The following is a 22,613-nucleotide window of genomic DNA, read 5'->3' as shown; positions in this document are numbered from 1 at the left end:
TGAGCATTGCAAACGGAGCCCGCGAGAACAGGGTTACAGGTTATTTGTATTGAACGTGTCTCCTTGATTTACATCGCCCGTTTCAAAACCTTTCTTGAACCACTTCATCCGTTGCGCAGAGGTGCCGTGGGTGAATGAATCAGGGACGACGTAGCCTTGGGCTTGTTTTTGCAAACGATCGTCGCCGATGGCGCTGGCGGCGTTGAGGGCTTCATCAATGTCTCCCGGGTCAAGGATCTTGCTCATACTTTGGGCGTGGTTGGCCCAGACGCCGGCGAGGAAGTCGGCTTGCAGTTCAAGTTTTACGGAGAGCTTGTTGTATTCTTCCTGGCTCAGGCTGCCTTGCATGGAATGGACTTTGTCGGTGATGCCCAAAAGATGTTGCACGTGGTGACCTACTTCGTGGGCGATGACATAGGCTTGAGCAAAATCGCCTGGGGCTTCAAAACGGTCCTTCAGTTCCTGGTAGAAACTGAGATCAATGTAAACGCGCTCGTCTTCGCTGCAATAGAAGGGACCGGTGGATGAACTCGCCGTGCCGCAAGCGGATTGCACCTGGCCGGTGAACATGACCAGTGTGGGCTCGCGATAATCTTTCATGATGCTGTGCCACACATCCTCGGTGTCGGCGAGCACAACTTTTACAAATTCGCTGAGTTCTTGTTCTTCGGCCGTGGGCTGATAGTCGGGAGACGTTTGCTCCGTGGTGACGCCACCATCGGTTCCCTGCACTTGCGATAGTAGTTCGAGGGGGTTTTTCCCCATGATGAGGCTGATGATCAAAACGATCACCACCGTTCCAAGTCCTCCTTTAACCGCCATGCCGCCACCGCCACTGCGGCCGCGTTGGTCGTCTACGTTCGAGCTTTGTCTTCTGCCTCGCCATTGCATAATCGTTGGGGGTTGTTGTATTGTGCTTAGGAAAATACGAAAGACATTCAAGCCCTGCAACGAAAGCGTGCATTAGTTTTTTGAAACATCCTTCCACCCGGCACTGCTGGTGTAACAGGACCCGGGCGGAAAAGTTTTGGGGAATTATCTCCAGGCGGCCAGGATCACACCCATGAGCGTGAGTGACACCACACTGTAGCCGGCATTGATGAGAAACAACGTGAACGATTTCCGTTCAAAAAGATAGTGCGTGCCCACAAACGTAGCCACCCAGCCAAAGCCAGCGGCAAAGCCCCACAACGCACCCATGGCCGGGCGATTTTCGGGTCCCAGGAACATGGCCAGGTTGATGGCCGAGATCAGGGCGAGAAAAAACGCAAGACCAAAGATCTTGGCCATGCTGCGTCCTTTCATGCCCTCTTCCGTGAATCCGTTCTCACGCATCCAGGCTTTTCCAAAAAGCGCGGGCGAATACCAGAGACCGCCGACAAGAAACGTGGACAGGGCCGCAACGATCACGGCCAGATAGTTGGGTTGAACTTCCATAGTTTGTTAAGGTTTAGGTTTGAGTATATATACTGGGAAGGGTCAGGATTTCATTTGCACCACGATGATCTCGTTGCCATACAGATCGCGAAAATGGAGGAACTGATAATCGGCCATCACCACCGGTTCCTTCGCGATCTGCACCGCATGTTCGAGAAGGCGTTTGTAGACCGTGTCCAGCGATTCGGTGTAGAGCACAAACGCGGGTTGGCCATCGGTTTGTTTGCCTACGCGCGACTGTTCGCGGGGGTTCTCGGCTTTCAGGAACCAGATGCCGCTGGTGTCCGCCTCGTCAAAGCCGATGTGCAAATAACGCTGGCCGTTGGGTGTGGTGTTGTCGTGAAGGACGCGGGCGTTCAGCACATTTTTGTAGAACAAGAGGGCTTCATCATAGTCTTCCACGAGAACGACCATGCGGCCGAGAGAGATTTTCATAGCTTGTAGGGTAGTAGTTTCCATGTAAGGTATTTAAATATTGTTGGCAAAGCGTGTAAGTGCTCCCTGAAATTGTCATTTTTATAGTTGCAAAACCTGTCCGCTAAACCCAAACGGAAGAAAACGTGTCTCAACCGGAAAACGCCCTGCCCGAACCCCAGGTCGAGCTGAATGATAAAACCATCCGGCTCATCGGCATTCCGTTTTTTGGCATCGCCATCCCAAACCTGACGGGCATGTTTGGTACGCTGGGCATTCGCGATGGCGCCTATTGGTTGGGTTATGTCTATTTCATTTCGTTGGCCGCCCTGATCTGGCACGGCAACCGCTACCTTCTTTTCCGCACCCGCAAGCGCTTCACGTGGTTCGACCGGCCCATCGAAAAGTTGATCCTCCTTTTCATGAACAACATCTTCTATACATCGCCCCTCACCATTGCCTGGCTCTGCATGTGGTATGTGTGGGTGGGGTTCGATGTAAAGTGGAACACGATCCTCATCGTGACCCTGGTGAATGTGATCTGTGTCCTGTTTGTGACGCACGTTTACGAAACTGTCTTTATGGTGAAGGAACAACAAGGTGAACAAGTCCGTAACGCACAACTTTCCAAAGCCAAAGCCGAAGCTGAACTGGAGGCCCTGAAAAATCAAATTGATCCGCACTTCATGTTCAATTCCTTGAACAGCCTCTCCTACCTCATCTCCACCCATCCTCCCACGGCCAAACTCTTCACCGAAAACCTCGCCGATGTGTACCGCTACATTCTTTCTCAAAAAGACCGGAGCTTAGTGGTGCTGGAAGATGAGTTTGCTTTCATGGAAAAATATGCGGAGCTCCTGCGCCTCCGATTTGGAAAGGCACTTGACTTGCAGAAACATTTCAACGGGTCAACCGAAAAAGAATTCCTCATCCCTCCCATCTCCGCGTTCGTCGCGCTTGAAAATGCCGTAAAACATAACGAGATCTCGGAGCGCGTACCGTTGCGCATCGACTTCCATATGGACCATGACGTTTTAAGGATCGAAAATCATCTTCAACCCAAACGAAGCCTACAACACTCGTCTCATATTGGGTTAAAAAATTTGGACGAGCGTTTTAAGATCCTCACCGGAAAGGGAATCGAATCCGGAAAATCGGCTGAGGTATTTTATGTGCTGCTTCCCTTGATCCGGATTTAGAATAAAAGTATGGGCTAACCTATCTTACGTATCGTACACATGAAAGTCATTATCATCGAAGACGAATTGCTTGCCCAGGCGAAGCTGGAAGCCATGTTAACGACCCTGGACGATCACATCGAGGTGGTTGCCAAGATCACCAGCGTGAAAGAAGCACTGCAATGGCTGCCATCCCACCCCTCGCCCGACCTGGCCTTCGTAGACATCCAGCTTTCCGACGATCATTCCTTCGAGATCTTTAAGAAACATCCCATCGCTTTCCCCGTGATCTTCACCACGGCCTATGACAAATACCTGTTGGAGAGCTTTGCTTTTAACGCGATCGACTATCTCTTAAAACCCGTTACAGAAGAAAAGCTGAAGCGGTCGCTGGAAAAAGTAAAAACACTGGAGCGTCATTTTCTTCAGGGCAACGTATTAAAGTTCTTACAGCAACAGCAGGCACCGGCCAAGAACAGGATCGTGGCGCGAAAGGGCACCGAGTTCATTGCGTTGGAGTTGGATGAGGTGGCCTACTTTTATACAGAACACAAAATCGTGTTTGCACGCGATTTTTCCGGGCGACAGTTGATTGTCGATAAAAACTTAGGTGAACTCGAGGCAATGGTGGACCGGAACAAGTTCTTCCGGTTGAACCGGAAATTTTTAGCACACTTAAAATCTATTGAGCGGTTTAAGCCGGACAACGGAAAGATCCGGATTTTTATAAAGCCCGAGATGCAAGAGGAGATTTTCGTAAGTAAGGAGACGGCGCCGGAGTTCAGGGCTTGGATGGGGAGTTGAGGAGCTACAAGGTATAAACCGCTAAGACGCAAAGGACGCAAAGAAATTCCTTTGCGTTGACTTTGCGTCTTTCTTGCCCGCTGAAGCTTTAGCGAAAGCGGGGCGGTTCAAATCTGCATTTAATTTTTCGTCACCCCCGGATCACGATGCAAGAACTCATCATACAATAATGTCTGACGGCTCACCATCGGCACCTGCCATCCATCGATGTACACCTGCAAGATGTTGGTTTTGGTCTCGAAAGGATCGCCATCGCTTACCAACACGGTAGCGTTCTTACCCACCTCGATCGACCCCAGTTTATCAGACACACCAAAGATCTCCGCCGGCACGATGGTCACAGCACGCAACGCTTCTTCCTTACCCAATCCATAGGCAGCCGCAAAAGCCGCGTGATACGGAAGGTTGCGTACATTCGAAGCTTGTGCAGTGCGCAGTGCTACTTTGACACCGGCCTTTTTCAGCAAGCCGGGATTTGCATACGGTTTGTCATAACGATCGTAGTCACGCGTAGGAAGCTCTTGCACAGGGCCGGCCACCACGGGAATATTGGCCTTTGCAATTTCATCAGCAACACGCCATCCCTCGGCCACGCCGGTCAGGATCACTTTTTTCACTTTATGATCCTTCACCCACTTCAGCGCCGCTTGTATATCCTTGGAAGCATTGGCTTCGATCATCAAAGTCCGTTCGCCTTTCACTACCGGGAGCAACGCCTCCATTTCAGGGTAGTAGCCCACGCCTTTTGATTTCGTGGCAGAATCGAGTTTGTAATATTGCACCGCCATCTCCCAAACCGAGTTGATCCGTGTCATCGCCTTCTCAGCAGCCTTCTTGATGTCCTCATCCGTGCGACGGTCGAAGAATCCCTTGCGGCCGGTGTTCGGGAAATTCAACACCACGCCCTCAAATCCGGCATACATTTGATCCGGCGTATAGCCATACAGGTTGATCAGCGCCGCCGTTCCCGGAACGAGATCGCCTTCCGGCGCAGCAATGACCGTGGTCACACCACTGATGCGGGTTACGGGGATCAACGCTGAGTTCGGATTGACTGCCGTGAGCGCTTTCATCTGGGGAATGACATCACCCACTTCATTGAAATCTTGTGTGCGGGAATCGGAGCCCACCTCACTCAAGCCCAGCGTCGTGCCGCCGTCGATGAGGCCGGGATAGATCCACTTGCCTTTGCAATCCACCACTTCCGCACCGGCAGGGATGGATACGTTGGCGCCCACCGCCGTGATCTTGCCCTGGCTGAGAATGACGGTGCCATCCTGGATGATCCCTTTGGTCACCGTTTGAATGGTAGCGTGCGTCAACGCGAACGTGGCGTATTTTCCTTTTGGCTGTTGGGCCTGCACGGTCATGCTGATGAGCACGGCCAATGCGAGTATATATTGAATTTTTCGTTTCATGAGTTCTGCTTAGTTAAGGCCAAACAATTTACCAAACGCATCTTCCGCGCCGTCCATGCAATGATCTTCTTGCTCGCCGCCCTGGATGGTGGCGATGTCAACTGCCTGGGTGGGGTCCACATAGATGCGCACGTCATCGGCATCCTTCTCGCGATCGAAGCGTACGACGCCGTCCACCACGGTGATCATGGGGATGGTGTAGGATGAGAGCGGATGCGAATTGAAGATGGCGATGTCTGCTTCCTTGCCCACTTCCAATGAACCTACCCGCGCATCGATGCCCAGTTGCTTGGCGGGATTCAGCGTGATCAGGGCCAGCGCCTCGTCGTCGGAGAGGTTGCCATACTTTTGGGTTTTGGCGGCTTCATGATAGAGGTGGCGCATCAGCTCGGCGTCGTCGGAGTTGATGGAGGTCACCACGCCGTTGCGCGTGAGGATGGCGGCGTTGTAGGCCGTGGAGTAATACACTTCAAATTTATAGGCCCACCAGTCGGCAAACACCGATGCCATGGCACCGAACTTTGCCAATTCGGGGGCTACTTTAAAACCTTCGTTCACGTGCTGGAAGACCAATCGTTTTACACCGAAATCTTTACACACGTTCAACAGCATATTGATCTCGTCGGCGCGATAGCTGTGACAGTGAATGATGATGTTGCCTTTCAGGATCTCCGCCAGCGTTTCCAAACGGAGGTTGTAAGCGGGCGGCGTGCCACGAAAGCCTTTTTGTGTTTTGGCTTTGTTGTACTTGTCCCACGCCTCCATGTATTCCTTGGCTTTGCTGAACGACTCGCGGATCACAAACTCCACGCCCATGCGGGTGCGCGGCACAATGCTGCTGCCACCGCCGTGAACACGGGTAGGGTTTTCGCCGAGGGCGAACTTGATGGTACGCGGCGCGCCTTCCATGCGAAGACCGTCGCCGTCTTTTACCCCATAGCGCAACTTGATCGTTTCACACTGGCCGCCGATCGCATTCGCCGAGCCGTGCATGGCGTGAATGGTCGTTACGCCGCCGCCGAGTGCACGGTACAACGTAACTTGGAAAGGGTTCAACACGTCGCCGGTAAATACTTCTGCCGTCACGGGGCTGGTGGCTTCGTTGATGGCGTCGAGGCCGGCGTGGGAGTGTGCATCGATGATGCCGGGCATCACAAATTGTCCCGTAGCATCGATCACTTTCACGCCTGCGGGAGCGGCGATGTTTTTGCCGATCTGGGTGATCTTGCCGTCTTTCACCAGCACGTCTGTATTTTCAAATGTGCCTTTGGTCACCGTCAGCACGGTGCCGTTTTTTATCAGGAGGTTGCCACGCTCCACCTGCGCATGGGCGAAGGTGACCAGGGCGAGCAACGCGAAACTGTAGAATATCTTTTTCATGGTGTTCATGAGGTTTAAGTCTTAGCGATTGGGATCCTTTGTGCCCTTGGTGGGAAAGCTTCCATACTGAGCGGTGGTCACGGAGCCCTCGAAGGTATCGACGTCAACGGTGACCGCAGCGTCTACGTTGACCGTGCTGCCTTCAACCTGGAGCGAATAGGAATACGTCAATTGATTGTTGTCCAGCGATACCGTTTTCAGTTCAACCTCTTTATCAGCATACTGTGAGGTGATGGTGCCGCTGTAGTTGTCGCCTTGCTTCTTCAACTTCAGTTTACCGGTGTTCGCACCTTGTGGTGTCTCGATAGAATAGGACCACGTGCCGCTGACGTCAATTTTCTTTGCGTCCGCTTTCTTCTCCTCTTTCGGCTCATATTTATAGACTACGCCATCCACAAACACATAACGCACTTGCGCTTTCTCATTGAAATAAGGTTTACGCGTGATGACGAGGTTGGCGATCTTGCCATTGTCGATGGAACCCAACCGGTCGGACATGCCCAGAATTTGTGCTGCGTTTATCGTGAGTGCGGCCAACGCCTGGTCTTCGGTGAGACCTTCCTTGATCATGCGCCGCAAATTGGCGGGAATATCTTTTGTTTTGGCAGTGAGAGTGGAGAACCCGAAAGGAACACCGGCCTTTTGAAAAGCCGTGGGTTGTGCGGCATACAGGGTCACAAATTCAGCCTTGCGTTTTTCCAGTTTGTCTTTCTCCGGATCAGGCTTTGCCTTCTCTTCTTTCTTCACATCTTTCTTGTCGTCCTTTTTCTCATCTTTCTTTTCTTCGGGAAGATCGAGACTCAGGAATACTTTCACGTTGCCGGATTTTATTTTCGGGAGCACATCCCATCCTTCTTTCACGTTGGCCGCCACCAGGGAGAAACCTAAGTCAGTCTGAAGGGTGATGGCGCGTTGAACGTCGAGTATTTTTTCGGCTTTGAACAACACGGGTTCGCGCTTGTCGATGACGGGATAGAACGCTTCCAGGATCCGGTCGGGCGAAGGACGCTCAAGTCCGGTGCGATTGGAGGCATAGAGCGATTCATAGGATTTTGCCTGCGCTGCCTGCCGGTACAATTCACGATACTTGGCCATCACACCCAGCACGGTGGCGGGATAGATACGTTCGGCTGTAGTAAACTCCGAATAGAGTGCGGTCTTCGAAGCCAGCACCATTTCATCGGCCGACTTTCCGCCGAGCGACACCACCGCGGCATTGCCGGGCAGCATACCTCCATAAGGAACCACTTGCGCGGTAGTGAAACCCAGGGCGCGCAGATCTTCCACCGTTTTATCGGTCGGGCTCAGAAAATTGCGCACGTCGTTTTGCGGTGTGATGCCCGCGCGATCCGGGGGCGGGTTGCCCGGATCCTTTACTTTCTCTTTTGTTTCTTCTTTGGGTTTGATGACGCCCGTGCGGGAGAGACCGTCGATAAAGCCGGCGTACACAAAGAGGCTGTCGCCTTTAATGACGATGGCTTCGGGTGGAACGGCGATGCCTTTTCCAACGGCGGTGATGATCCCGTTTTTGATCACCACAGTGCCCATGTCCAGCTTGCGTCCGGGGGCCTGGATAACGGTAACGTTCGTGATGGCATACGTGCCGGAAACGGGACCCAGGGTTCGCTCCTCCTGGGCGCGAAGCAGGGTTGGCATTCCCAGTCCCAACACCAGCACCATAGCGGTAAACAGGTGTTTCAGGTAAATACTCTTCATTCGGAATAAAGTTTAGGTTAATGATGGGCGTCAATATAGGAAGGTTTGTCACAGACAATCAACCGGAATACACGGGTGGCGTTTAAAAAGTACATGAGGGAAGAATGCTTCCCAAGCGCGCAAAAACGGTCTCTGGAGCTGGATTAGGCTGGTTGCCGGGCAACGTTTGCAGCGACGCGTCCGTTTTCGATCGCACCTTGGACCGCACCATTTTCCAGGGAGCAACGGTTCAGTACACCCGTCTTACAGTTCGCTACATATCCCTTTCAAGGGGTGTATCTTCTCCGGATACTTGTACCGTAAACACGCCTAGAAACAAACGTAAACTTGCTATGACGACGCAATCTTGGTACCGGTGGATCTCTTCTTTTATTTTTCTGGCCTCCCTTTCGATCCCGGGCCTCGCGCAGGATGAAACCACGGTTTCCTCCTCCAGCGATAAATCCAACATCAGTATTCATTCGTCCAACGGCGTACAACGGTGGAAAACCTCTACCGGTGTCACCAACTTCAACGTGGAGATCCGCGGCAAAATCGAAGTGACCGACGACGACAAAGACATCAAAAGCCTTTCCGAAAACGGCTATCTCGAGATCACAAAAACCGTCTTCGGCAGCAAGCGCGCCATCGTGGTGGAGTCGCTGGGCGGCGGCAAGATCAAGAAGGAATATTATGAAGGCCGCAACAAAATGGAGTGGGAACCCAACGGCAAAACCTGGTTGGGCGAGATCCTGCCCGAACTGGTGCGCACCACCACACTGGGTGCCGAAGGACGTCTGAACCGGTTCTACAACCAGGGCGGAAGCGCTGCAGCGGTTGCTGAAATAACACGGCTGGAAAGCGACTATGTAAAAGCACACTACGCAAAGCTTTTGCTGGAAAAGAATATCCCGCCCAACGAAATGGCGAACGTGGTGACCAAGATCGCCTCGGCCATCAACTCGGACTACTATTTATCGACGGTATTACAAAACAACATCAACAAGATGATGGCCACGCCGGAGTCGGCGGATGCATTCTTCAAGGGCACGCAAAAGATCAACTCCGATTACTATAAGTCCGTGGTGTTGAAAGAAGCGTTGAAAAAAGTCTCGGCGTCGCCCGCACAGATCAAGGTGGTGCTGCAATCGGCTGCGGAAATAAAATCGGACTACTATCTCTCCGTCGTGCTCACCACGTTATTGGAAGAGGATGGCGTGAAAGAAGAATCGCTGAATGAAGTAGTGGTGGTATCCAAAAACATTCCCTCCGATTATTATCGCACGCAAGTGCTCACCAAAGCCCTGAATAAGCCCGGCATCTCGAAGGTGATGTTGAAAAACACCGTGAACGCCCTGGCCGACGTCGGTTCCGACTATTACAAAACGTCCGTCTTCAACACCATGGCCACACGCAACAACATGGATCCTGAAGTGCAGGCGCAAGTGGTGAGCCTGGTGGGCAGCTCGGTGGAGTCAGACTACTATGCTTCCGGAACATTGAAGAATATCCTGGAGCATCAAAAGTTCTCCGACGAATCGTTCAAGCAATTGATCACCGTGGCCGGGAACCTGGGATCGTCCAACTATGCCAGTGAAGTGTTGCGCACCGCCGCCCGGAAAGACCTCAGCCGAAACCAACTGATCGACATCCTCAACGCCAGCGCCAACATCGACAGCGACCATTACCTCACGGAAGTACTGATCTCCCTCTCCGAAAAGGTGAAGAACAGCGACAGCTCGGTGAAGGACGCTTATCGCGCCGCCGCGAAAAAGATCGACTCCGAGACGTACTATGGCAGAGTCATGAAAGCGATTGACTGACCTGCGCGTGAGCCTTTTTATGTGTACCTTAGTTGCATGAGTTCTTCATCCCGATCCTACTACATGAATGCCTTGTTTCGAAGAACACTCCTGGTCACCTTCATCTCCGGAGCCTTGGGATGGTTGCTCTTTGCCTACCTGCATTTCAGTGAAACGGATTCCTTTCCCTCGCTCCGCGAAAATTTCACGGGCATGCTGGCCGGCATCGGCATCGGATGTCTCAATGGCTTCGCCCTGTATTATGCCAACGGCCTGTTGGACCGTGCGTTGCCGTGGAGAAATTATTACGCGGCGCGCTTTGTTGTGGGCTACCTGGCCAACTATGCCGTAGCCCTGTTCCTTACCCTGGCCCTCGTTCAAGGTTGCATCGCACTTTTTGGAGCGTATGTTTTTTGGGAAGGGTTTTCCCTACAGGATGTCGACCTGAAAGTGAAGCTGGGCATTCTGTTGCTGGCCACCTTATTTATCTACAAGGTCATCTATGCCCTGCTCTACTCCTACCAGCACTATGCCGTCGCCCAGATCGAAAATATCCAACGCGAACGCAAACAGCTGGAGTTGCAGTTCGAGGCGCTGAAGAGCCAGATCAGCCCGCACTATTTGTTCAATAGCCTGAATACGATCTCGTCCCTTCTCTATAAAGACACGGCCTCCGCCGAACAATTTATTCGGCGACTGGTACAAACCTATCAATACATTCTATCCACCCAGCACAAGCAGTATGTGACGTTGCAAGACGAGATCGACTTTGTGCAGTCGTATTATTACCTGCTCCGGATCCGTTTTCAGCAGCTTCTGACGGTGGAGATCAATCTGCCCCACAACATCATGCACACCAAGATCCCACCCCTCACCTTGCAGATCCTGGTGGAAAATGCCGTGAAGCACAACAACCTCAACACCGACAAAAAGCTTTTTATCTATATCACCGCCCAGGACAACATGTTCCTGAAAGTGATCAACACCAAAACCGGAAACCTCACGGGTGTTCCGTCGTTCCGGGTAGGGCTTGAAAATATCCAAAAGCGATACGAATTCTTTACGGACAAGAAGATCGAGATCAAAGACGACGACAAGTTTTCGGTCACTTTACCCGTCATTCATTTGAAACCACGTGAGCAAGAACAGAAACACAGCGCATGAAGCGGTATTTTATCCATAATCCATTCTTCCGGCTCCTCACCCCCCTGGTGTATGGTGTGATGGCGTATTTGCTCGTCCTGCTCATCAACAACAACGTGTCGCAGCTGAACGACTTCTTCAGCAGCCAGGAAGTGTATGTGTTCATTGTGCTGATGTATCTGTCGCTGGAGTCCATGCGGATCGTCATCATTCTGCTGGACAAATTTCTTCCCGAGCGATACCTGCCCATCCGGGTCCCCGTTCAATTTATCATTACCACGTTGCTTTCCGTTGCTCTGGTTTTCCTGGGCTTGCATCTGTATTTCAAATATGGCGTCGGCTTCAGCATGAGCGGCGTGCAGACGCTGATCTTTCTCATCCTGTTCACGGTAACGGCCTTGCTATACAATATCCTGTATTTCAGCAACCATTACCTGCAAAAAGAAAACACCCTAAAGCTGAGCATCGAAAAACAGCAGCAAGAAGTGCTGGAGGCAGAGATGGTAGAATTCAAAAACGACGTAAATCCGGAACTGCTCTACGAAAGCCTGGAGAGCCTCATCACGCTGATGTACCGCGACGTGGAGCAAGCCGAAGAATACATCGATTGCCTGGCCAGCGCCTACCGCTATGTGCTCAGCAACCGTCACAAAGAACTTGTGCCCGTGGCCACGGAATTGGAGGCCGCCAAAAACCTGGTCAAACTGCTCAATGAAAAACATTTCGGCCAGCTTCGGTTGGAATCTTCCCTGGAGGATGCCGAGCTCGACGCCATGCTCATCCCCGGGTCGCTGCCCATCATCATCGAAAGCCTCGTGCGCAACACCATCATCTCGCGTTTCGAGCCGATGATCATCCGCTGCTACTGGGAAGACGACTATATCACCATCCAAAGCAAACTGAACGACCGCCTCTTGCAGCACCCCAATACCGAGCTGGCCATGAACCGGCTGCAACGTTCCTATTCCCTCTACAGCGACCTCACCCTGATCAAGGTGAAGGCCTACGAAGAAAATTATATTAAATTGCCCGTGATTCGCGTGGCGGAAGAAATCACGACATATTGATGAAGGTTTTAATTATAGAAGACGAAATACCGGCTGCCGAAAAACTGGAACGCTACCTGTTGAAGTACGACGCCACCACCACCGTGGCCGCCATCCTCGATACCGTAGAAAGCGCCGTCGCATGGCTGCGCGACCACCAGAACGAAGTGGACCTTATCTTCATGGACATTCAATTGAAAGACGGCCTCAGCTTCCAGATCTTTCAACAGGTGCCCGTGAAGAAACCCGTGATCTTCACCACAGCGTTCAACGAGTTTGCCCTCGACGCCTTCAAAGTGAGTAGCATCGACTATTTACTGAAACCCATCACGTTCACCGACCTCTCGGCCGCCCTCAAAAAACTGGAAAGCCTCCGCGAACAGCTCCATCAACCCAAAGATCAGCCTGAGCGCATGCAGGCGCTGGTGGCCAACCTGAAAACGAAGGAGTATAAAACCCGCTTCATGGTGAAACTGGGCGAACACATCCGCTCCATCACCACTGACCAGATCGGCCTTTTCTACGCCGACGGCCGCGACGTCTATTTAGTGACCACCCAAAACCGGAAATTCATCATCGACTATACGCTGGAGTCGCTGGAAGACATTCTCGATCCGAAGATTTTCTTCCGGCTGAACCGGACGTTCATCTTGAACATCAACGCCATCAAAGATGTGCTGGTCTACTCCAACAGCCGGCTGAAGATCACGTTGGTGCAGGAGTTCGATAAGGAGATTATTGTGAGCCGTGAAAAGGTGGGAGATTTTAAAGAATGGTTTGACGGGCTTCAGAATGCCTGACCAGCGGCTAAGCCTGGCCCGTTTTCATTTTTTTGTCATGTATTCTATTTATTCTTGGTTGAATCCACCAGATACAGAGAGGCCAGCAAAGTATTTGAAATGAGTCGGCGACGTATTCCCAAAGCCCTGCTTCTCTTTTTAATTCAATCGAATTAATCGTTCGACTCGGAAATTGAATAAATTTAAGGTACGCTAAAAGTGCAACTATCCTAACGATAACGCTTGGTGGATGCATTTCCTGCTGACTGTCCTCCATGCCTATTTGACTCTTCAGCATTTCATTGCAAAAAAATGCTACTGTCCAGATACTACAGAATATTATAAATGTCTTAAACTCTTTAACTGCTTTTTCACTGGCAGACACAACATACTTGTACAAACCCAGTCCAAGCAGCAATGGGTAAACGGTCATGGTGATCCAGGAAAAAATGAAATTCTCAGGTATTTCTGGCAACTCAAACTGGGTCAAAGTCAGAAGTCCGATAATCGCAAAGTAGAAGGCCAATAGCAGCAGGAATATTTGCCAATGCCTCAACGTCAATATCACTCTCATCCTGTCTTTGATTTGTATGCCGTCAGCAAATTGTCGGTATCCCTACTGCCGCGTTATTCATTTCATTTGGCTTTCTGAATCTCCTGTAGATGCCGCTATTTTTTTCGCACAAAAGTCATGTCATCCGCATAACAATCATAAAACTCGGATGCACAATGAAATACTAAAGAGTCCCCGTAGTTTGTACCGGTATAAGTCAGTCGAGCATCAGAGGACCCTCCACCTTGACCGTCAAATTTGTCCTTATAATTGTTGAGGGTAATTTGTGTCGTGAACACGTCTCCCTGCACAAATTCAAATGCAATCTTTGAACTATCAGCTTTAACTTTTTCAAGATCAGCTCTAAAAAAATAAAGACCATGTTCTTCCGCTGGGACCGGGCCAAATATCTTACCGCTTAAGCTGTCATGGTCACATCTGAAGATTATTGTAAAAAGATGCTCTGGAAGTTCAATGTCGGGCAAATATTCATAAATCACTTCGCCCTTTGTGCCCTCGCAGATTGAAGCTTGCTTCTCTTTCTGAGGTTTGGTTTCAGGCACTGAAATTCGCGGTTCCGTTTTCATATCAGCCCCGGCATCAACAACTTCTTTGTCCACCTTCTTACAGCCCAAAACTGAAATCAACATCAATAGTAATAACGGTAGTCTCATTTTATTCACTTAATTACTCCTTGCCAATCGAATTGGCCTTAAACCACATCCCAAAAATTTTCGGGTATCTCAAATTGATCGACTAACCAACCCGCTTCGCTTTATAACCTTCCTTCTGCAAGATCTGCACGATCTTATCCCGATGATCCCCCTGAATAATCACCTCACCATCTTTCACTGACCCGCCCACTCCACATTTCGATTTCAAAAGTTTCCCCAACGTTTCAAGATCATCACCTGTGCCAACAAACCCTGTCACCAGCGTCACCTGTTTTCCAGCGCGCATGCTTTTGTCCAACTGCACTTTCAGATTTTGTTGTTGCGGGGGAAGCGTTTGGGCTTCTTCGCCTTGTTGGTAGGAGAATTCAAAATCGGAAGACGTGGAGTATACCACGCCATCGCGTTTCTTCCAGTCGTTCTTTTTGCTCATGCTACAAAGATAAGATTATCAGGGTCATCATCACCAGCACGATGGTGCTGGTCACCCCGAAATTGAAACCGGCCTCGATCTTTTTGCGCTGGTACACACCCAGTGCCGAGATGACGAGCAAACTCAACGGCAAAAAAAGAAAATTGCCATACAGCGACATGCCGACGTGGTGAATATAGCCACCGGATATCACCTTGCGGGGAACATTGAACAGGCGCGACGAACGGAAGGTGATCGGCTGACCCACTTGAAAGAATTCCGTCAACTCGGCAGGGAAGTCGAGGGTGCGGCCTTGGTCGGTCTCCACCAACCAGCCCTGGTACGCATAGCGTCCCCCGGCTTTTTCCACCGTATTGGCATAAACGATCTTTTCCTCCGTGACCCGGTTTGGCAAAAAATAGTCGATAAAGAGCACGAGGGAAATGGCCAGGCAAAACTGAGAAGCCTTCGAAGCCCAGGGGAGATATTTTTTCATGGACTGCCGCAACGTGGGCCTTCCATTCTTCGGCGGCGGCGCGGCCTGATAGCCCCGGTAAGCCGGGTCGCGATGGCGCGGCCGCACCTCTGGATTTGGATGGACGACCACCGCATATTGACTATAGCGCCGTTGATCGTAGACGCTCTTTTTCACGGGATCGCTCAACACATCATAAGCGGCGTTGATGTCCTTGAAGAGCGCATGCGCTTTGGGATCGGGATTCTTATCGGGGTGATAGGAAACGGCAAGCCTCCGGTAAGCCCGCTTGATATCGGCTGCACTGGCTGAGTAGCTAACGCCCAAAATTTGGTAGTGATCCATAATGATAACCTATAAAAAAGCCCGGCTTGCAACAACCAGGCTTTCTAATACTTTCTTCTCTATACCGTCAACGTGTTTAGGAGAACAAATTATTTTCTGCGTTTCGTCACAAACGTTAGCACCGGACGTCTGGAGTGGCTCACCACTTCCTCGGCGATGCTGCCGGCCAATACGTGCGCAAACCCGGTGCGACCATGCGTGGCCATGGCAATCAGGTCGGCGTTGATGCTGTCGGCGAAGTAAACAATGCCTTCTTCCTCGCTCACGTCGTTGAATACATTGATGGTATAGTTTGTCAATTGCAATTTCTTGGCGAAATCCTCCATGGTCTTTTTCACCACGGCGTCGCGTTGGAAATTGCCCGGGGTGTTGATGCGCACAAGGTGTACGGTGGAGTTATACAGTTTTTGAGTCGTTCTCACGATGCGAGAAAACACTTCCTCGTCTTTTTCCATGGCGGTGGCGTATACAATGTCCTTGAAATTTTTGCTGGCCGGTTTCTCATGCACGGTCAACACGGGACAGTTGGAAAGACGCACCACTTTTTCCGTGTTCGATCCAATGATCATTTGCTCGAGGTCGGAGCGACCGGCGGTACCCATCACCACGAGGTCCACTTTCTTTTCGGTGATGATCGCGTTCATGCCATGATAGGGCGAACCGATCCGAAGGGCCTGCTTCACCCGCACGCCTTCCAGTTTAGGGTCTTCCACCAATTTGGACATTTGCTTTTTTGCTTTCTCGATCAGCTTCAGGGTGAAAAGTCTTTCCTCCCAATCGCCCTCCACATTTACCTGGCCTTCCACGTTCAGCGAGTTGCCGGTGGCTTCTTCGATAACGTGCAGAAAGGTGAGCTCGGCGCCTGATTTGCGGGCAATGTCTGCGGCCACAGTGGCGGCGATCTGTGCGGGTTTAGAGAAATCGGTTGGGACTAGTATTTTTTTCATGCGTTGTAAAAATTTATTTTTTTAGCGGACAAAGGGTGTGCACCCGTCTGTTTCATTTTAAGTGTTCTTAAAATTAAAATAAATCCGTAAACAAATGATAATCCTTGTTTGTTTTCGCTTTCCGGACTCCCCGTTATCCTGCAAAGACCTCCTCCTAATCCAGCCCTAAAATCCTTAATTCCAATAGTTTACCCTGAATTGGTTGCCCCGCACCCGTTCACCGCAAGTTTGCGACGCTGTGCCCAAAAATATGCCATATGAAAACCTGTTGCACTACCCGCCGACCTACCTTTGCATATGCACGATCATCAACACGATCACCATCACCACGCCCTCGATATCACCCACGTCAGCCGGATGCTGGTGATGGGGATCATCCTGAACCTGGTGTTTGTGGTAGTGGAGTTTGCGGCGGGATTTTACTCAAACGCCTTGTCGTTGCTTTCCGACGCCGGACACAACCTCAGCGACGTGGCCAGTCTGGCACTGGCCTTGGTGGCGTTCAAACTGCTGGCGGTGAAGCCAACACAAAAATACACCTATGGCTATCGCAAAGCGTCCATCCTTATCTCGCTGCTCAATGCGGTGATCCTGCTCATCGCCGTGGGCAGCATCGGCTATGAATCCTTCTATCGCTTCTTTTCGCCAAAGCCCGTGCATTCCAGCACCATCATTTGGGTCGCTTCCATCGGCATCGTCATCAATGCGCTGTCGGCCCTGTTGTTTTTCCGCAACAAAGAACACGACCTCAACATCAAGGGCGCTTACCTCCACCTCCTCGTGGATGCGTTGGTCTCGGTAGGCGTGGTGGTGTCGGGTGTTGTGATCTACTACACCCAGTGGCTGTGGATCGACCCGCTCATCAGCATGGTGATCATGGTCGTGATCATCTCCAGCACGTGGCGGCTGCTGCGCGATAGTCTTTTGCTTTCCATCGATGCGGTTCCCCGCGAGATCGACATGAACGCCATTCGTGCCGCCGCCCTGAAATTGCCGGGCATCAAAGATATCCATCACATCCATGTGTGGGCCATCAGCACATCAGAGAATGCACTGACTGCTCACCTCGTGCTGGGCGAGGCCCTTTCATTGAAAGACAGCGCTGAGGTGAAACGAAAACTGAAACACGACCTGGAGCACCTGGGCATTCAACATGCCACCTTGGAGACGGAGGTGTCGGATTGCCACGACGAATGCGGCAGCACTACCGTGTAGATCGATGAACAAAAAAAATCCTCGGGCACGTCGCGCGGTCAGTGTGACACAAATTTCAATCCGACAATAGACGCAATCAGCGTGGTCATAAAAAACATCCGCCAGAAATCGGCGGGTTCCTTAAAAAGAAGAATCCCCACAATCACCGTCCCCACGGCACCAATGCCGGTCCAGACGGCGTAGGCCGTGCCGATCGGCAGGGTTTGGGCGGCTCTGTACAACAACACCATGCTGATGGTGAGCGACACAAAAAATCCACCCAACCAAAGCATCGACGTCGTGCCGCTGGTCTCTTTGGCTTTACCCAGGCATGTGGCAAACCCTACTTCAAAAAAACCCGCGATGATCAGGATGATCCAATTCATTTTTTATTTCTTTCAACGGGCGAATATACAATTTTTGTCTGGCGCGATACAGGAGCGGCCTCGTTGATTTTATTACCCCACCCTGTCGATATACTTCAACATCCGCTTGGCTTTGCGGCTGGGTTTGAAGCGATATACAAAATTCAAACGGGCGTTGCCGGTGTTGAGCGTCACCTCTCCCTCGCCTTTGGCGTGCAGGTGGACCGCGTTGGTCAGATAGATGGCGCTGACGGCCCACACCCGCGTGTTGTATCCGCAAAAGACCCGAAAAAATGTGTTGGGACTAAAACCATACACCCAATAGTCCTCGGAGTTTTGGACGATCTGCGTGCCGCTGTAGTCGAGACTCACCGCCGCAGAGCCCGTGATATAAAAATGATTTCGGATAACGAGGCTATACGCATAACCGACATTCGGGCCGAATTCAAAAAACTTCAAGCGATCGGCGTTGCCCGTGGCCACAGGTTTGTCCACGGCCGTGGGCACAATGGTGCTGTCGGCCAACACCGTGCCATAGAAGGCTTCGAGTCCTGCGATGAACGTGCCGGCAGATTTCTTTTGCCACTCGTTTTGGTGAAAGGCCGCGCGGTAAGAAAACCGGTCGTGGTTAAAAATATACTGCGTAGAAACACCGACGAGATTCACCTTCAAATCGGGACGCAGGTAATAGCTGTTGTCGGTGGTGATGTCGGTACCGGCCAGGTAAAATCCGCGATAAAACTGTCCGAACGCGTCGAGTATGATCTTGCGACCATAGGTGTGGAACTGAAGATCAAGGTAGCGTGTCTTGCCCTGGCCGCGTTCGGGGTTGAGAAAGCCAAAGCCATAAGCCAGGTTTAGGGTGGCCCATCGATAGGTGGCACCTACACCCATGTTCAGGGTCGTGTTGGGCCGGTATGAAAAGCTGTAGCCTTCGGCAAAATTCCGAAAGCGCAGGAGCGTATACTTCTTGGAAAAATAGAAGCGGCCCGTGATCTGGTTTTCGTAGGAAACATAGTAGGTGGTGTCGTGCAGGTCCGGCGTATGCTTTTTTTGTGACGGCGATTGCGCCTGCATCGCGACGGCAAGCAAGGCAAACGCCAAAGTCGCGAGAGCACGAAATATGGCGAGCATCAATCAACCTTTAAAAATTGACACAACAGGATGCTCCCCTTGAACAACCTCAATCGTCTCTCGCCCCATTCAAACCGGTCAGCATCCTGCAGCGCTTTCATAAAAAGCGCTTCCACCGACGAGGTACACGCTACCTTGGTGCGGGTGAGCTGTTGAAAGGTGATCGCATTTCCTTGTGTGATCAGTTTACCCGAAAATTCATTGCACCCGGTGAAGCCCATAATGGTGCCTGCACCCGGATTGAGCTCCATGCGGGGTTGCTCCCGGGGATAATCTTTTTCCGTCACAGCAACATCCCCCAATTCCTTTAACACCCAAAGGTCGTGCAGTTTATAATCCACGAGGTAGTGTCCGCATCCCTTGAATGTTTTATAATCCGAGGCTGCATTGTGTTTTACATCAACGCTCACCACATAAGGGAATGTCTCGTCCGACAGATTATCGTGACACTCTTTTTTCTCGATCTGCACGATAAGCTCCACCGATGTGCCCACGCCGCGGTAGCGCGTCACCTTGGTGTCTTGCGCTGATTGCGGTGGCGGCACGGGGGTGGTGATCGCCGCTTCGTCGCTGAAGGATTTGAACATCATGGCACTGTCAAAATCCACGTCCAGGGTCCAGGAAGGCTCGTTGCCGGTGGCCACAAAGTCGATACCTTTTTGAAAGCGCACGATGTCTGCTTCGGGGTTGCGCTCCGGCAAGACCACGGGCTTGGGCGCCGGAACGGATTTCACGGTTGAGCAGCCGGCAACAACGACACATCCGGCAAGAAAAGAAAGGGCGGGCTTCATGTACTGGGGATTGAGTTCACTGCCTTCTTGCGGCTTGCGCCGCTATTATAAAGATAAGAAACAGATACCCCAATAACACGGGCCGGGCCGGTATTGTTATGCTCGCGTTCTACTAACGCTTTATGGCCGGAATTGCGCCACATCCAAAAGCATATCCAGGTCGCGCTGCCCAATTTCATTGCTCCACGTCCGCCATTGAATAAACCGCCCTGCACCTAGTTTTTTCACCCAACAAACCGACCGGCCATACTCATTCACCGCAAACGTCTCGTTCACCGCACCAGGCTTCACCGAAAAGTTGGCCACAAAAAAATCACTCAGCCCGTAGCGCCTGCCGGCAGCCGTCACCTCGCACGAATATTCACCGCCATCGTGCACCAGGTCGAAGTCCACATCCAGCAAGGCATTGGCCACGTCGGGTTTCTCGCCTAAAAAATTTCCCTTGTCATCAAACGCGACCAGGTTGGGTGCAAAGCTGGTCCAAACCACGGTCCCTCCCGCCTCGATGTATTTTCTGAACGTTCCCGACTTTTCATTCGGCGTCAGAAGACTGTGGGGCACGGTGCTGTGATTGAAGATCAATACGCTGGACGCTTTATCCTGGATGCGGTCGCTCATAAATTTTTTCAGTCCAGCCGAATCCAGCGCCTGAATTTTTTCCGCCTGCAAGAAGGCCGTGATCTTCGGGTTGCCTTTCAGGTAATCATGACCGAGGTCGGTCGCAAAAAACGCCAGGTGTTGCACGGGCTCACGGGAGCTTCCCCGCAAAGCGTACATCGCACCATCGTCGCTGCCAATGTACACGGTCGCACTGTCGAGCACGGGTGACGAGTAGATGCTGCCTTGCGTCTTGAACGTCCATTGCACCTTGCCGGTAGCAGCATCGAAGCCGTAGAGCTTGTTGTCGCCACTGCCAACCATCACCGTGTTTCCGGCAACGACCGGAGACGAATACACATAGTCGCCAGCTTCATATTTCCATACTTCCTTACCCGTCTGCAGATCGACGGCGCAGAACAGCTTGTTGTCCGACCATCCCACAAACACTTTTCCCTGGTGCACCAACGGGGAGGATATGCTCCAGGTGGGGCCGTAGGTAAATTTCCAGAGCAACGCTCTTGTTTTCATGTCGACCGCATACAAACTTCCATCGCGCGAGCCCAACACCAGCTTGCTGTCGGTCACAACGGGTGTGGCATCAATGGCATTGCGGTCCCATCCGAAGTCATCGGATTTGAGGTGGGCGCCTTCGGTTTCGTAGCGCCATTGCAGCGTGCCTTTGGATTTATCCAGGGCGTACACAACACCGTCATAGCTTGCCACCAACACACTCTGGTTCTGGATCACAGGCGTTGAGCGGATGCGACCATTGGTCTTGAATTTCCACAACACTTTGCCATCCGAAGCCTGCAGGGCATAGCACACCCCATCTCCGGCGCCGACATAGAGGATATCGTTCTCGACCACGGGTGTCGACTGGAAATATTCCCAGCCCCAAAAATGTGGCAGGAGGCTACCGGTTTTGAAGTTCCATCGCTCCTTACCCGTCGCTGCGTCCACTGCGTAGAGATGAAGATCGCGGCTCGTGAAGTAGAGCGTACCTTTGGCAAAAGCCGGTGTGCCACTGATCGCTCCGTTCGTTTTAAACTTCCAGACCACGTCGCCGCTTTTCCGGGTCACGGCGAAGAGATTTCCATCAGCACTTCCAAAATAAACGCGGTCGCCTGCCGCCAGGGCGCTGCCGCGGATGCTGCCCTGCGTTTGCACTTTCCATTGCACGGCGGCAATGGATTTGAACCAGGCATCTTTTAAGGTACGGCTTTGCGCGCTCGCCGGATTCCCGGCGAACACGATAGAAACAAGGACAAATAAGGCAATGGCTCTAGAAAATCTCATAGGGTAAGAAAAGGATTATCAAACAAGTATCGCATTAAATTCCAACTTATTAATCCCCCGGCACTCGTTATTTGGAGTGTCCGGGACCAACCAGTTTTGGCTAACTTTATTACCTTTGCCCCAATCAAGTCGAGGTAAGCCTTTCTGCTCGGTACGCATGGCTCAGCACAATTACTGCCTCTTTATTTATCATTAAATCTCAAAAGACTATGCAGATCACCAAAAACAAAGTAGCTGGCATTCACTATACGCTACGCGACAACGAAGGCACCATCATTGACACCAGCGACGGCCGTGACCCGCTATACTATCTTCACGGTGCAGGCAATCTCATCATCGGGATGGAAGAAGGGCTGGAAGGAAAATCGAAGGGCGACAAATTTCAACTGAAGATCGCTCCCGAAAAAGGCTATGGTCAGAAAGATCCCGCCATGACCCAGAAAGTTCCCCGTTCCGCTTTTGGCGATCAGGATGTACGCGTGGGCATGAAGTTCTCCACCGACCGCGGCGATGTGGTGACGGTGACAGAAGTGGGCCTGGATTCGGTAACGGTAGATGCTAACCACCCGCTGGCCGGCGTGGAGCTGAATTTTGCCGTAGAGGTCATGGAAGTGCGCAACGCCACCGAAGAAGAAATCACGCACGGCCACGTGCACGGCCCGGGCGGACATCATCATCATTGATCCTGGAGGGACAGACGCCTTATTCAGCGTCCATCCTTAATTTAGCCATGT

Annotated in this window: 23 protein-coding genes; 8 read left to right on the top strand and 15 right to left on the bottom strand. The window is 51.6% G+C overall.

Translation table 11 applies throughout. The features are described 5' to 3' along the window. Window positions 1-33: 33 nt before the first annotated feature. From ypfJ to BUB30_RS22080, 3 genes are all read right to left on the bottom strand, one after another. On the bottom strand, window positions 34-891 hold the full coding sequence (ypfJ, locus tag BUB30_RS22090) for a KPN_02809 family neutral zinc metallopeptidase (RefSeq protein ID WP_073138271.1): 858 nt from the start codon (window positions 889-891) through the stop codon (window positions 34-36). Window positions 892-1,035: 144 nt separating this feature from the next. Next, complete coding sequence (locus tag BUB30_RS22085) at window positions 1,036-1,437, bottom strand: DUF1761 domain-containing protein (RefSeq protein WP_073138269.1); 402 nt, start codon at window positions 1,435-1,437, stop codon at window positions 1,036-1,038. A gap of 42 nt (window positions 1,438-1,479) precedes the next feature. Next, window positions 1,480-1,872, bottom strand: coding sequence for a VOC family protein (locus tag BUB30_RS22080; RefSeq protein ID WP_073138267.1), 393 nt, complete (start codon window positions 1,870-1,872; stop codon window positions 1,480-1,482). Window positions 1,873-1,997: 125 nt separating this feature from the next. Here BUB30_RS22080 and BUB30_RS22075 point away from each other — a divergent pair, with 125 nt between their 5' ends. After that, entirely contained in the window at window positions 1,998-3,050 is a 1,053-nt protein-coding gene (locus BUB30_RS22075) for a sensor histidine kinase (protein ID WP_084138309.1), read from the top strand. Between the two features lie 39 nt (window positions 3,051-3,089). Further along, a complete protein-coding gene (locus BUB30_RS22070) occupies window positions 3,090-3,833 on the top strand; it encodes a LytR/AlgR family response regulator transcription factor (protein WP_073138265.1) in 744 nt (247 codons plus the stop codon). 119 nt (window positions 3,834-3,952) lie between these two features. On the opposite strand, the gene BUB30_RS22065 is transcribed toward BUB30_RS22070, so the two are convergent. Genes BUB30_RS22065 through BUB30_RS22055 form a run of 3 tightly spaced genes read right to left on the bottom strand, consistent with a single transcriptional unit; the run spans window position 3,953 to window position 8,347 of the window. Next, the gene (locus BUB30_RS22065) at window positions 3,953-5,251 is read right to left on the bottom strand and encodes an amidohydrolase family protein (RefSeq protein ID WP_073138263.1); all 1,299 of its coding nucleotides are present in this window, start codon (window positions 5,249-5,251) and stop codon (window positions 3,953-3,955) included. A gap of 9 nt (window positions 5,252-5,260) precedes the next feature. After that, window positions 5,261-6,631, bottom strand: a complete 1,371-nt coding sequence (locus tag BUB30_RS22060; protein WP_143165034.1) for an amidohydrolase — start codon at window positions 6,629-6,631, stop codon at window positions 5,261-5,263. A 21-nt stretch (window positions 6,632-6,652) separates the two neighbouring features. Then, window positions 6,653-8,347, bottom strand: a complete 1,695-nt coding sequence (locus BUB30_RS22055) for an amidohydrolase family protein (protein WP_073138259.1) — start codon at window positions 8,345-8,347, stop codon at window positions 6,653-6,655. Window positions 8,348-8,679: 332 nt separating this feature from the next. Between BUB30_RS22055 and BUB30_RS22050 the strand changes: the two genes are divergently transcribed. From BUB30_RS22050 to BUB30_RS22035, 4 genes are read left to right on the top strand one after another with little or no spacing between them, the layout of a single operon-like run. After that, entirely contained in the window at window positions 8,680-10,149 is a 1,470-nt protein-coding gene (locus BUB30_RS22050; RefSeq protein ID WP_073138257.1) for a hypothetical protein, read from the top strand. A gap of 36 nt (window positions 10,150-10,185) precedes the next feature. After that, on the top strand, window positions 10,186-11,292 hold the full coding sequence (locus BUB30_RS22045; RefSeq protein ID WP_084138308.1) for a sensor histidine kinase: 1,107 nt from the start codon (window positions 10,186-10,188) through the stop codon (window positions 11,290-11,292). Beyond that, on the top strand, window positions 11,289-12,338 hold the full coding sequence (locus tag BUB30_RS22040; RefSeq protein ID WP_073138253.1) for a histidine kinase: 1,050 nt from the start codon (window positions 11,289-11,291) through the stop codon (window positions 12,336-12,338). Before BUB30_RS22045 ends, BUB30_RS22040 begins: the two co-directional genes overlap by 4 nt. Next, window positions 12,338-13,117 carry a LytR/AlgR family response regulator transcription factor gene (locus BUB30_RS22035; RefSeq protein WP_073138251.1) on the top strand — a complete coding sequence of 260 codons (780 nt, stop codon included), beginning with the start codon at window positions 12,338-12,340 and terminating at the stop codon, window positions 13,115-13,117. The genes BUB30_RS22040 and BUB30_RS22035 overlap by 1 nt, the downstream gene beginning before the upstream one ends. A gap of 7 nt (window positions 13,118-13,124) precedes the next feature. Here the strand turns inward: BUB30_RS22035 and BUB30_RS22030 are convergent, their stop codons facing one another. The 5 genes from BUB30_RS22030 to BUB30_RS22010 form a co-directional block, all read right to left on the bottom strand. After that, window positions 13,125-13,670: a hypothetical protein gene (locus tag BUB30_RS22030; protein ID WP_073138249.1), complete on the bottom strand. Its 546-nt coding sequence runs from the start codon at window positions 13,668-13,670 to the stop codon at window positions 13,125-13,127. A 95-nt stretch (window positions 13,671-13,765) separates the two neighbouring features. Beyond that, window positions 13,766-14,323, bottom strand: coding sequence for a hypothetical protein (locus BUB30_RS22025; RefSeq protein ID WP_143165033.1), 558 nt, complete (start codon window positions 14,321-14,323; stop codon window positions 13,766-13,768). Window positions 14,324-14,405: 82 nt separating this feature from the next. Then, window positions 14,406-14,753, bottom strand: a complete 348-nt coding sequence (locus tag BUB30_RS22020; RefSeq protein WP_073138245.1) for a translation initiation factor — start codon at window positions 14,751-14,753, stop codon at window positions 14,406-14,408. 1 nt (window position 14,754) lies between these two features. Beyond that, window positions 14,755-15,552: a J domain-containing protein gene (locus tag BUB30_RS22015; RefSeq protein ID WP_073138243.1), complete on the bottom strand. Its 798-nt coding sequence runs from the start codon at window positions 15,550-15,552 to the stop codon at window positions 14,755-14,757. A gap of 89 nt (window positions 15,553-15,641) precedes the next feature. After that, window positions 15,642-16,499, bottom strand: coding sequence for a universal stress protein (locus BUB30_RS22010; RefSeq protein ID WP_073138241.1), 858 nt, complete (start codon window positions 16,497-16,499; stop codon window positions 15,642-15,644). Window positions 16,500-16,796: 297 nt separating this feature from the next. On the opposite strand from BUB30_RS22010, the gene BUB30_RS22005 reads away from it, so the two are divergent. Beyond that, window positions 16,797-17,714 carry a cation diffusion facilitator family transporter gene (locus tag BUB30_RS22005; RefSeq protein ID WP_073138240.1) on the top strand — a complete coding sequence of 306 codons (918 nt, stop codon included), beginning with the start codon at window positions 16,797-16,799 and terminating at the stop codon, window positions 17,712-17,714. A gap of 38 nt (window positions 17,715-17,752) precedes the next feature. Here BUB30_RS22005 and BUB30_RS22000 read toward each other — a convergent pair whose 3' ends face one another. The 4 genes from BUB30_RS22000 to BUB30_RS21985 all read right to left on the bottom strand — a co-directional run bounded on the left by BUB30_RS22000 (window position 17,753) and on the right by BUB30_RS21985 (window position 21,879). Next, window positions 17,753-18,079: a DMT family transporter gene (locus BUB30_RS22000; protein ID WP_073138237.1), complete on the bottom strand. Its 327-nt coding sequence runs from the start codon at window positions 18,077-18,079 to the stop codon at window positions 17,753-17,755. Window positions 18,080-18,151: 72 nt separating this feature from the next. Next, on the bottom strand, window positions 18,152-19,192 hold the full coding sequence (locus BUB30_RS21995; protein ID WP_084138307.1) for a DUF4421 domain-containing protein: 1,041 nt from the start codon (window positions 19,190-19,192) through the stop codon (window positions 18,152-18,154). Next, window positions 19,192-19,983, bottom strand: a complete 792-nt coding sequence (locus tag BUB30_RS21990) for an META domain-containing protein (RefSeq protein ID WP_084138306.1) — start codon at window positions 19,981-19,983, stop codon at window positions 19,192-19,194. The genes BUB30_RS21995 and BUB30_RS21990 overlap by 1 nt, the downstream gene beginning before the upstream one ends. A gap of 120 nt (window positions 19,984-20,103) precedes the next feature. Next, entirely contained in the window at window positions 20,104-21,879 is a 1,776-nt protein-coding gene (locus BUB30_RS21985) for an outer membrane protein assembly factor BamB family protein (RefSeq protein WP_073138234.1), read from the bottom strand. A 209-nt stretch (window positions 21,880-22,088) separates the two neighbouring features. Here BUB30_RS21985 and BUB30_RS21980 point away from each other — a divergent pair, with 209 nt between their 5' ends. Next, complete coding sequence (locus BUB30_RS21980) at window positions 22,089-22,562, top strand: FKBP-type peptidyl-prolyl cis-trans isomerase (RefSeq protein ID WP_073138232.1); 474 nt, start codon at window positions 22,089-22,091, stop codon at window positions 22,560-22,562. Window positions 22,563-22,613: the final 51 nt, after the last annotated feature.

Source organism: Chryseolinea serpens (assembly GCF_900129725.1).
GTDB classification, from domain to species: domain Bacteria; phylum Bacteroidota; class Bacteroidia; order Cytophagales; family Cyclobacteriaceae; genus Chryseolinea; species Chryseolinea serpens.
The sequence above is the reverse complement of the archived record's forward strand: the minus strand, read 5'-3'. Positions and strand labels throughout refer to the sequence as shown.

Bases quoted from the DNA above. Each gene is read 5' to 3' on its own strand.
- BUB30_RS21985 (WP_073138234.1), bottom strand. From the start codon at position 21,879: ATGAGATTTTCTAGAGCCATTGCCTTATTTGTCCTTGTTTCTATCGTG.
- BUB30_RS22025 (WP_143165033.1), bottom strand. From the start codon at position 14,323: ATGAGACTACCGTTATTACTATTGATGTTGATTTCAGTTTTGGGCTGT.
- BUB30_RS22040 (WP_073138253.1), top strand. From the start codon at position 11,289: ATGAAGCGGTATTTTATCCATAATCCATTCTTCCGGCTCCTCACCCCC.
- BUB30_RS21990 (WP_084138306.1), bottom strand. From the start codon at position 19,983: ATGAAGCCCGCCCTTTCTTTTCTTGCCGGATGTGTCGTTGTTGCCGGC.
- BUB30_RS22085 (WP_073138269.1), bottom strand. From the start codon at position 1,437: ATGGAAGTTCAACCCAACTATCTGGCCGTGATCGTTGCGGCCCTGTCC.
- BUB30_RS21980 (WP_073138232.1), top strand. From the start codon at position 22,089: ATGCAGATCACCAAAAACAAAGTAGCTGGCATTCACTATACGCTACGC.
- BUB30_RS22010 (WP_073138241.1), bottom strand. From the start codon at position 16,499: ATGAAAAAAATACTAGTCCCAACCGATTTCTCTAAACCCGCACAGATC.
- BUB30_RS22055 (WP_073138259.1), bottom strand. From the start codon at position 8,347: ATGAAGAGTATTTACCTGAAACACCTGTTTACCGCTATGGTGCTGGTG.
- BUB30_RS22060 (WP_143165034.1), bottom strand. From the start codon at position 6,631: ATGAAAAAGATATTCTACAGTTTCGCGTTGCTCGCCCTGGTCACCTTC.
- ypfJ (WP_073138271.1), bottom strand. From the start codon at position 891: ATGCAATGGCGAGGCAGAAGACAAAGCTCGAACGTAGACGACCAACGC.
- BUB30_RS22080 (WP_073138267.1), bottom strand. From the start codon at position 1,872: ATGAAAATCTCTCTCGGCCGCATGGTCGTTCTCGTGGAAGACTATGAT.
- BUB30_RS22050 (WP_073138257.1), top strand. From the start codon at position 8,680: ATGACGACGCAATCTTGGTACCGGTGGATCTCTTCTTTTATTTTTCTG.
- BUB30_RS22065 (WP_073138263.1), bottom strand. From the start codon at position 5,251: ATGAAACGAAAAATTCAATATATACTCGCATTGGCCGTGCTCATCAGC.
- BUB30_RS22070 (WP_073138265.1), top strand. From the start codon at position 3,090: ATGAAAGTCATTATCATCGAAGACGAATTGCTTGCCCAGGCGAAGCTG.
- BUB30_RS22030 (WP_073138249.1), bottom strand. From the start codon at position 13,670: ATGAGAGTGATATTGACGTTGAGGCATTGGCAAATATTCCTGCTGCTA.
- BUB30_RS22035 (WP_073138251.1), top strand. From the start codon at position 12,338: ATGAAGGTTTTAATTATAGAAGACGAAATACCGGCTGCCGAAAAACTG.
- BUB30_RS22045 (WP_084138308.1), top strand. From the start codon at position 10,186: ATGAGTTCTTCATCCCGATCCTACTACATGAATGCCTTGTTTCGAAGA.
- BUB30_RS22015 (WP_073138243.1), bottom strand. From the start codon at position 15,552: ATGGATCACTACCAAATTTTGGGCGTTAGCTACTCAGCCAGTGCAGCC.
- BUB30_RS21995 (WP_084138307.1), bottom strand. From the start codon at position 19,192: ATGCTCGCCATATTTCGTGCTCTCGCGACTTTGGCGTTTGCCTTGCTT.
- BUB30_RS22020 (WP_073138245.1), bottom strand. From the start codon at position 14,753: ATGAGCAAAAAGAACGACTGGAAGAAACGCGATGGCGTGGTATACTCC.
- BUB30_RS22000 (WP_073138237.1), bottom strand. From the start codon at position 18,079: ATGAATTGGATCATCCTGATCATCGCGGGTTTTTTTGAAGTAGGGTTT.
- BUB30_RS22005 (WP_073138240.1), top strand. From the start codon at position 16,797: ATGCACGATCATCAACACGATCACCATCACCACGCCCTCGATATCACC.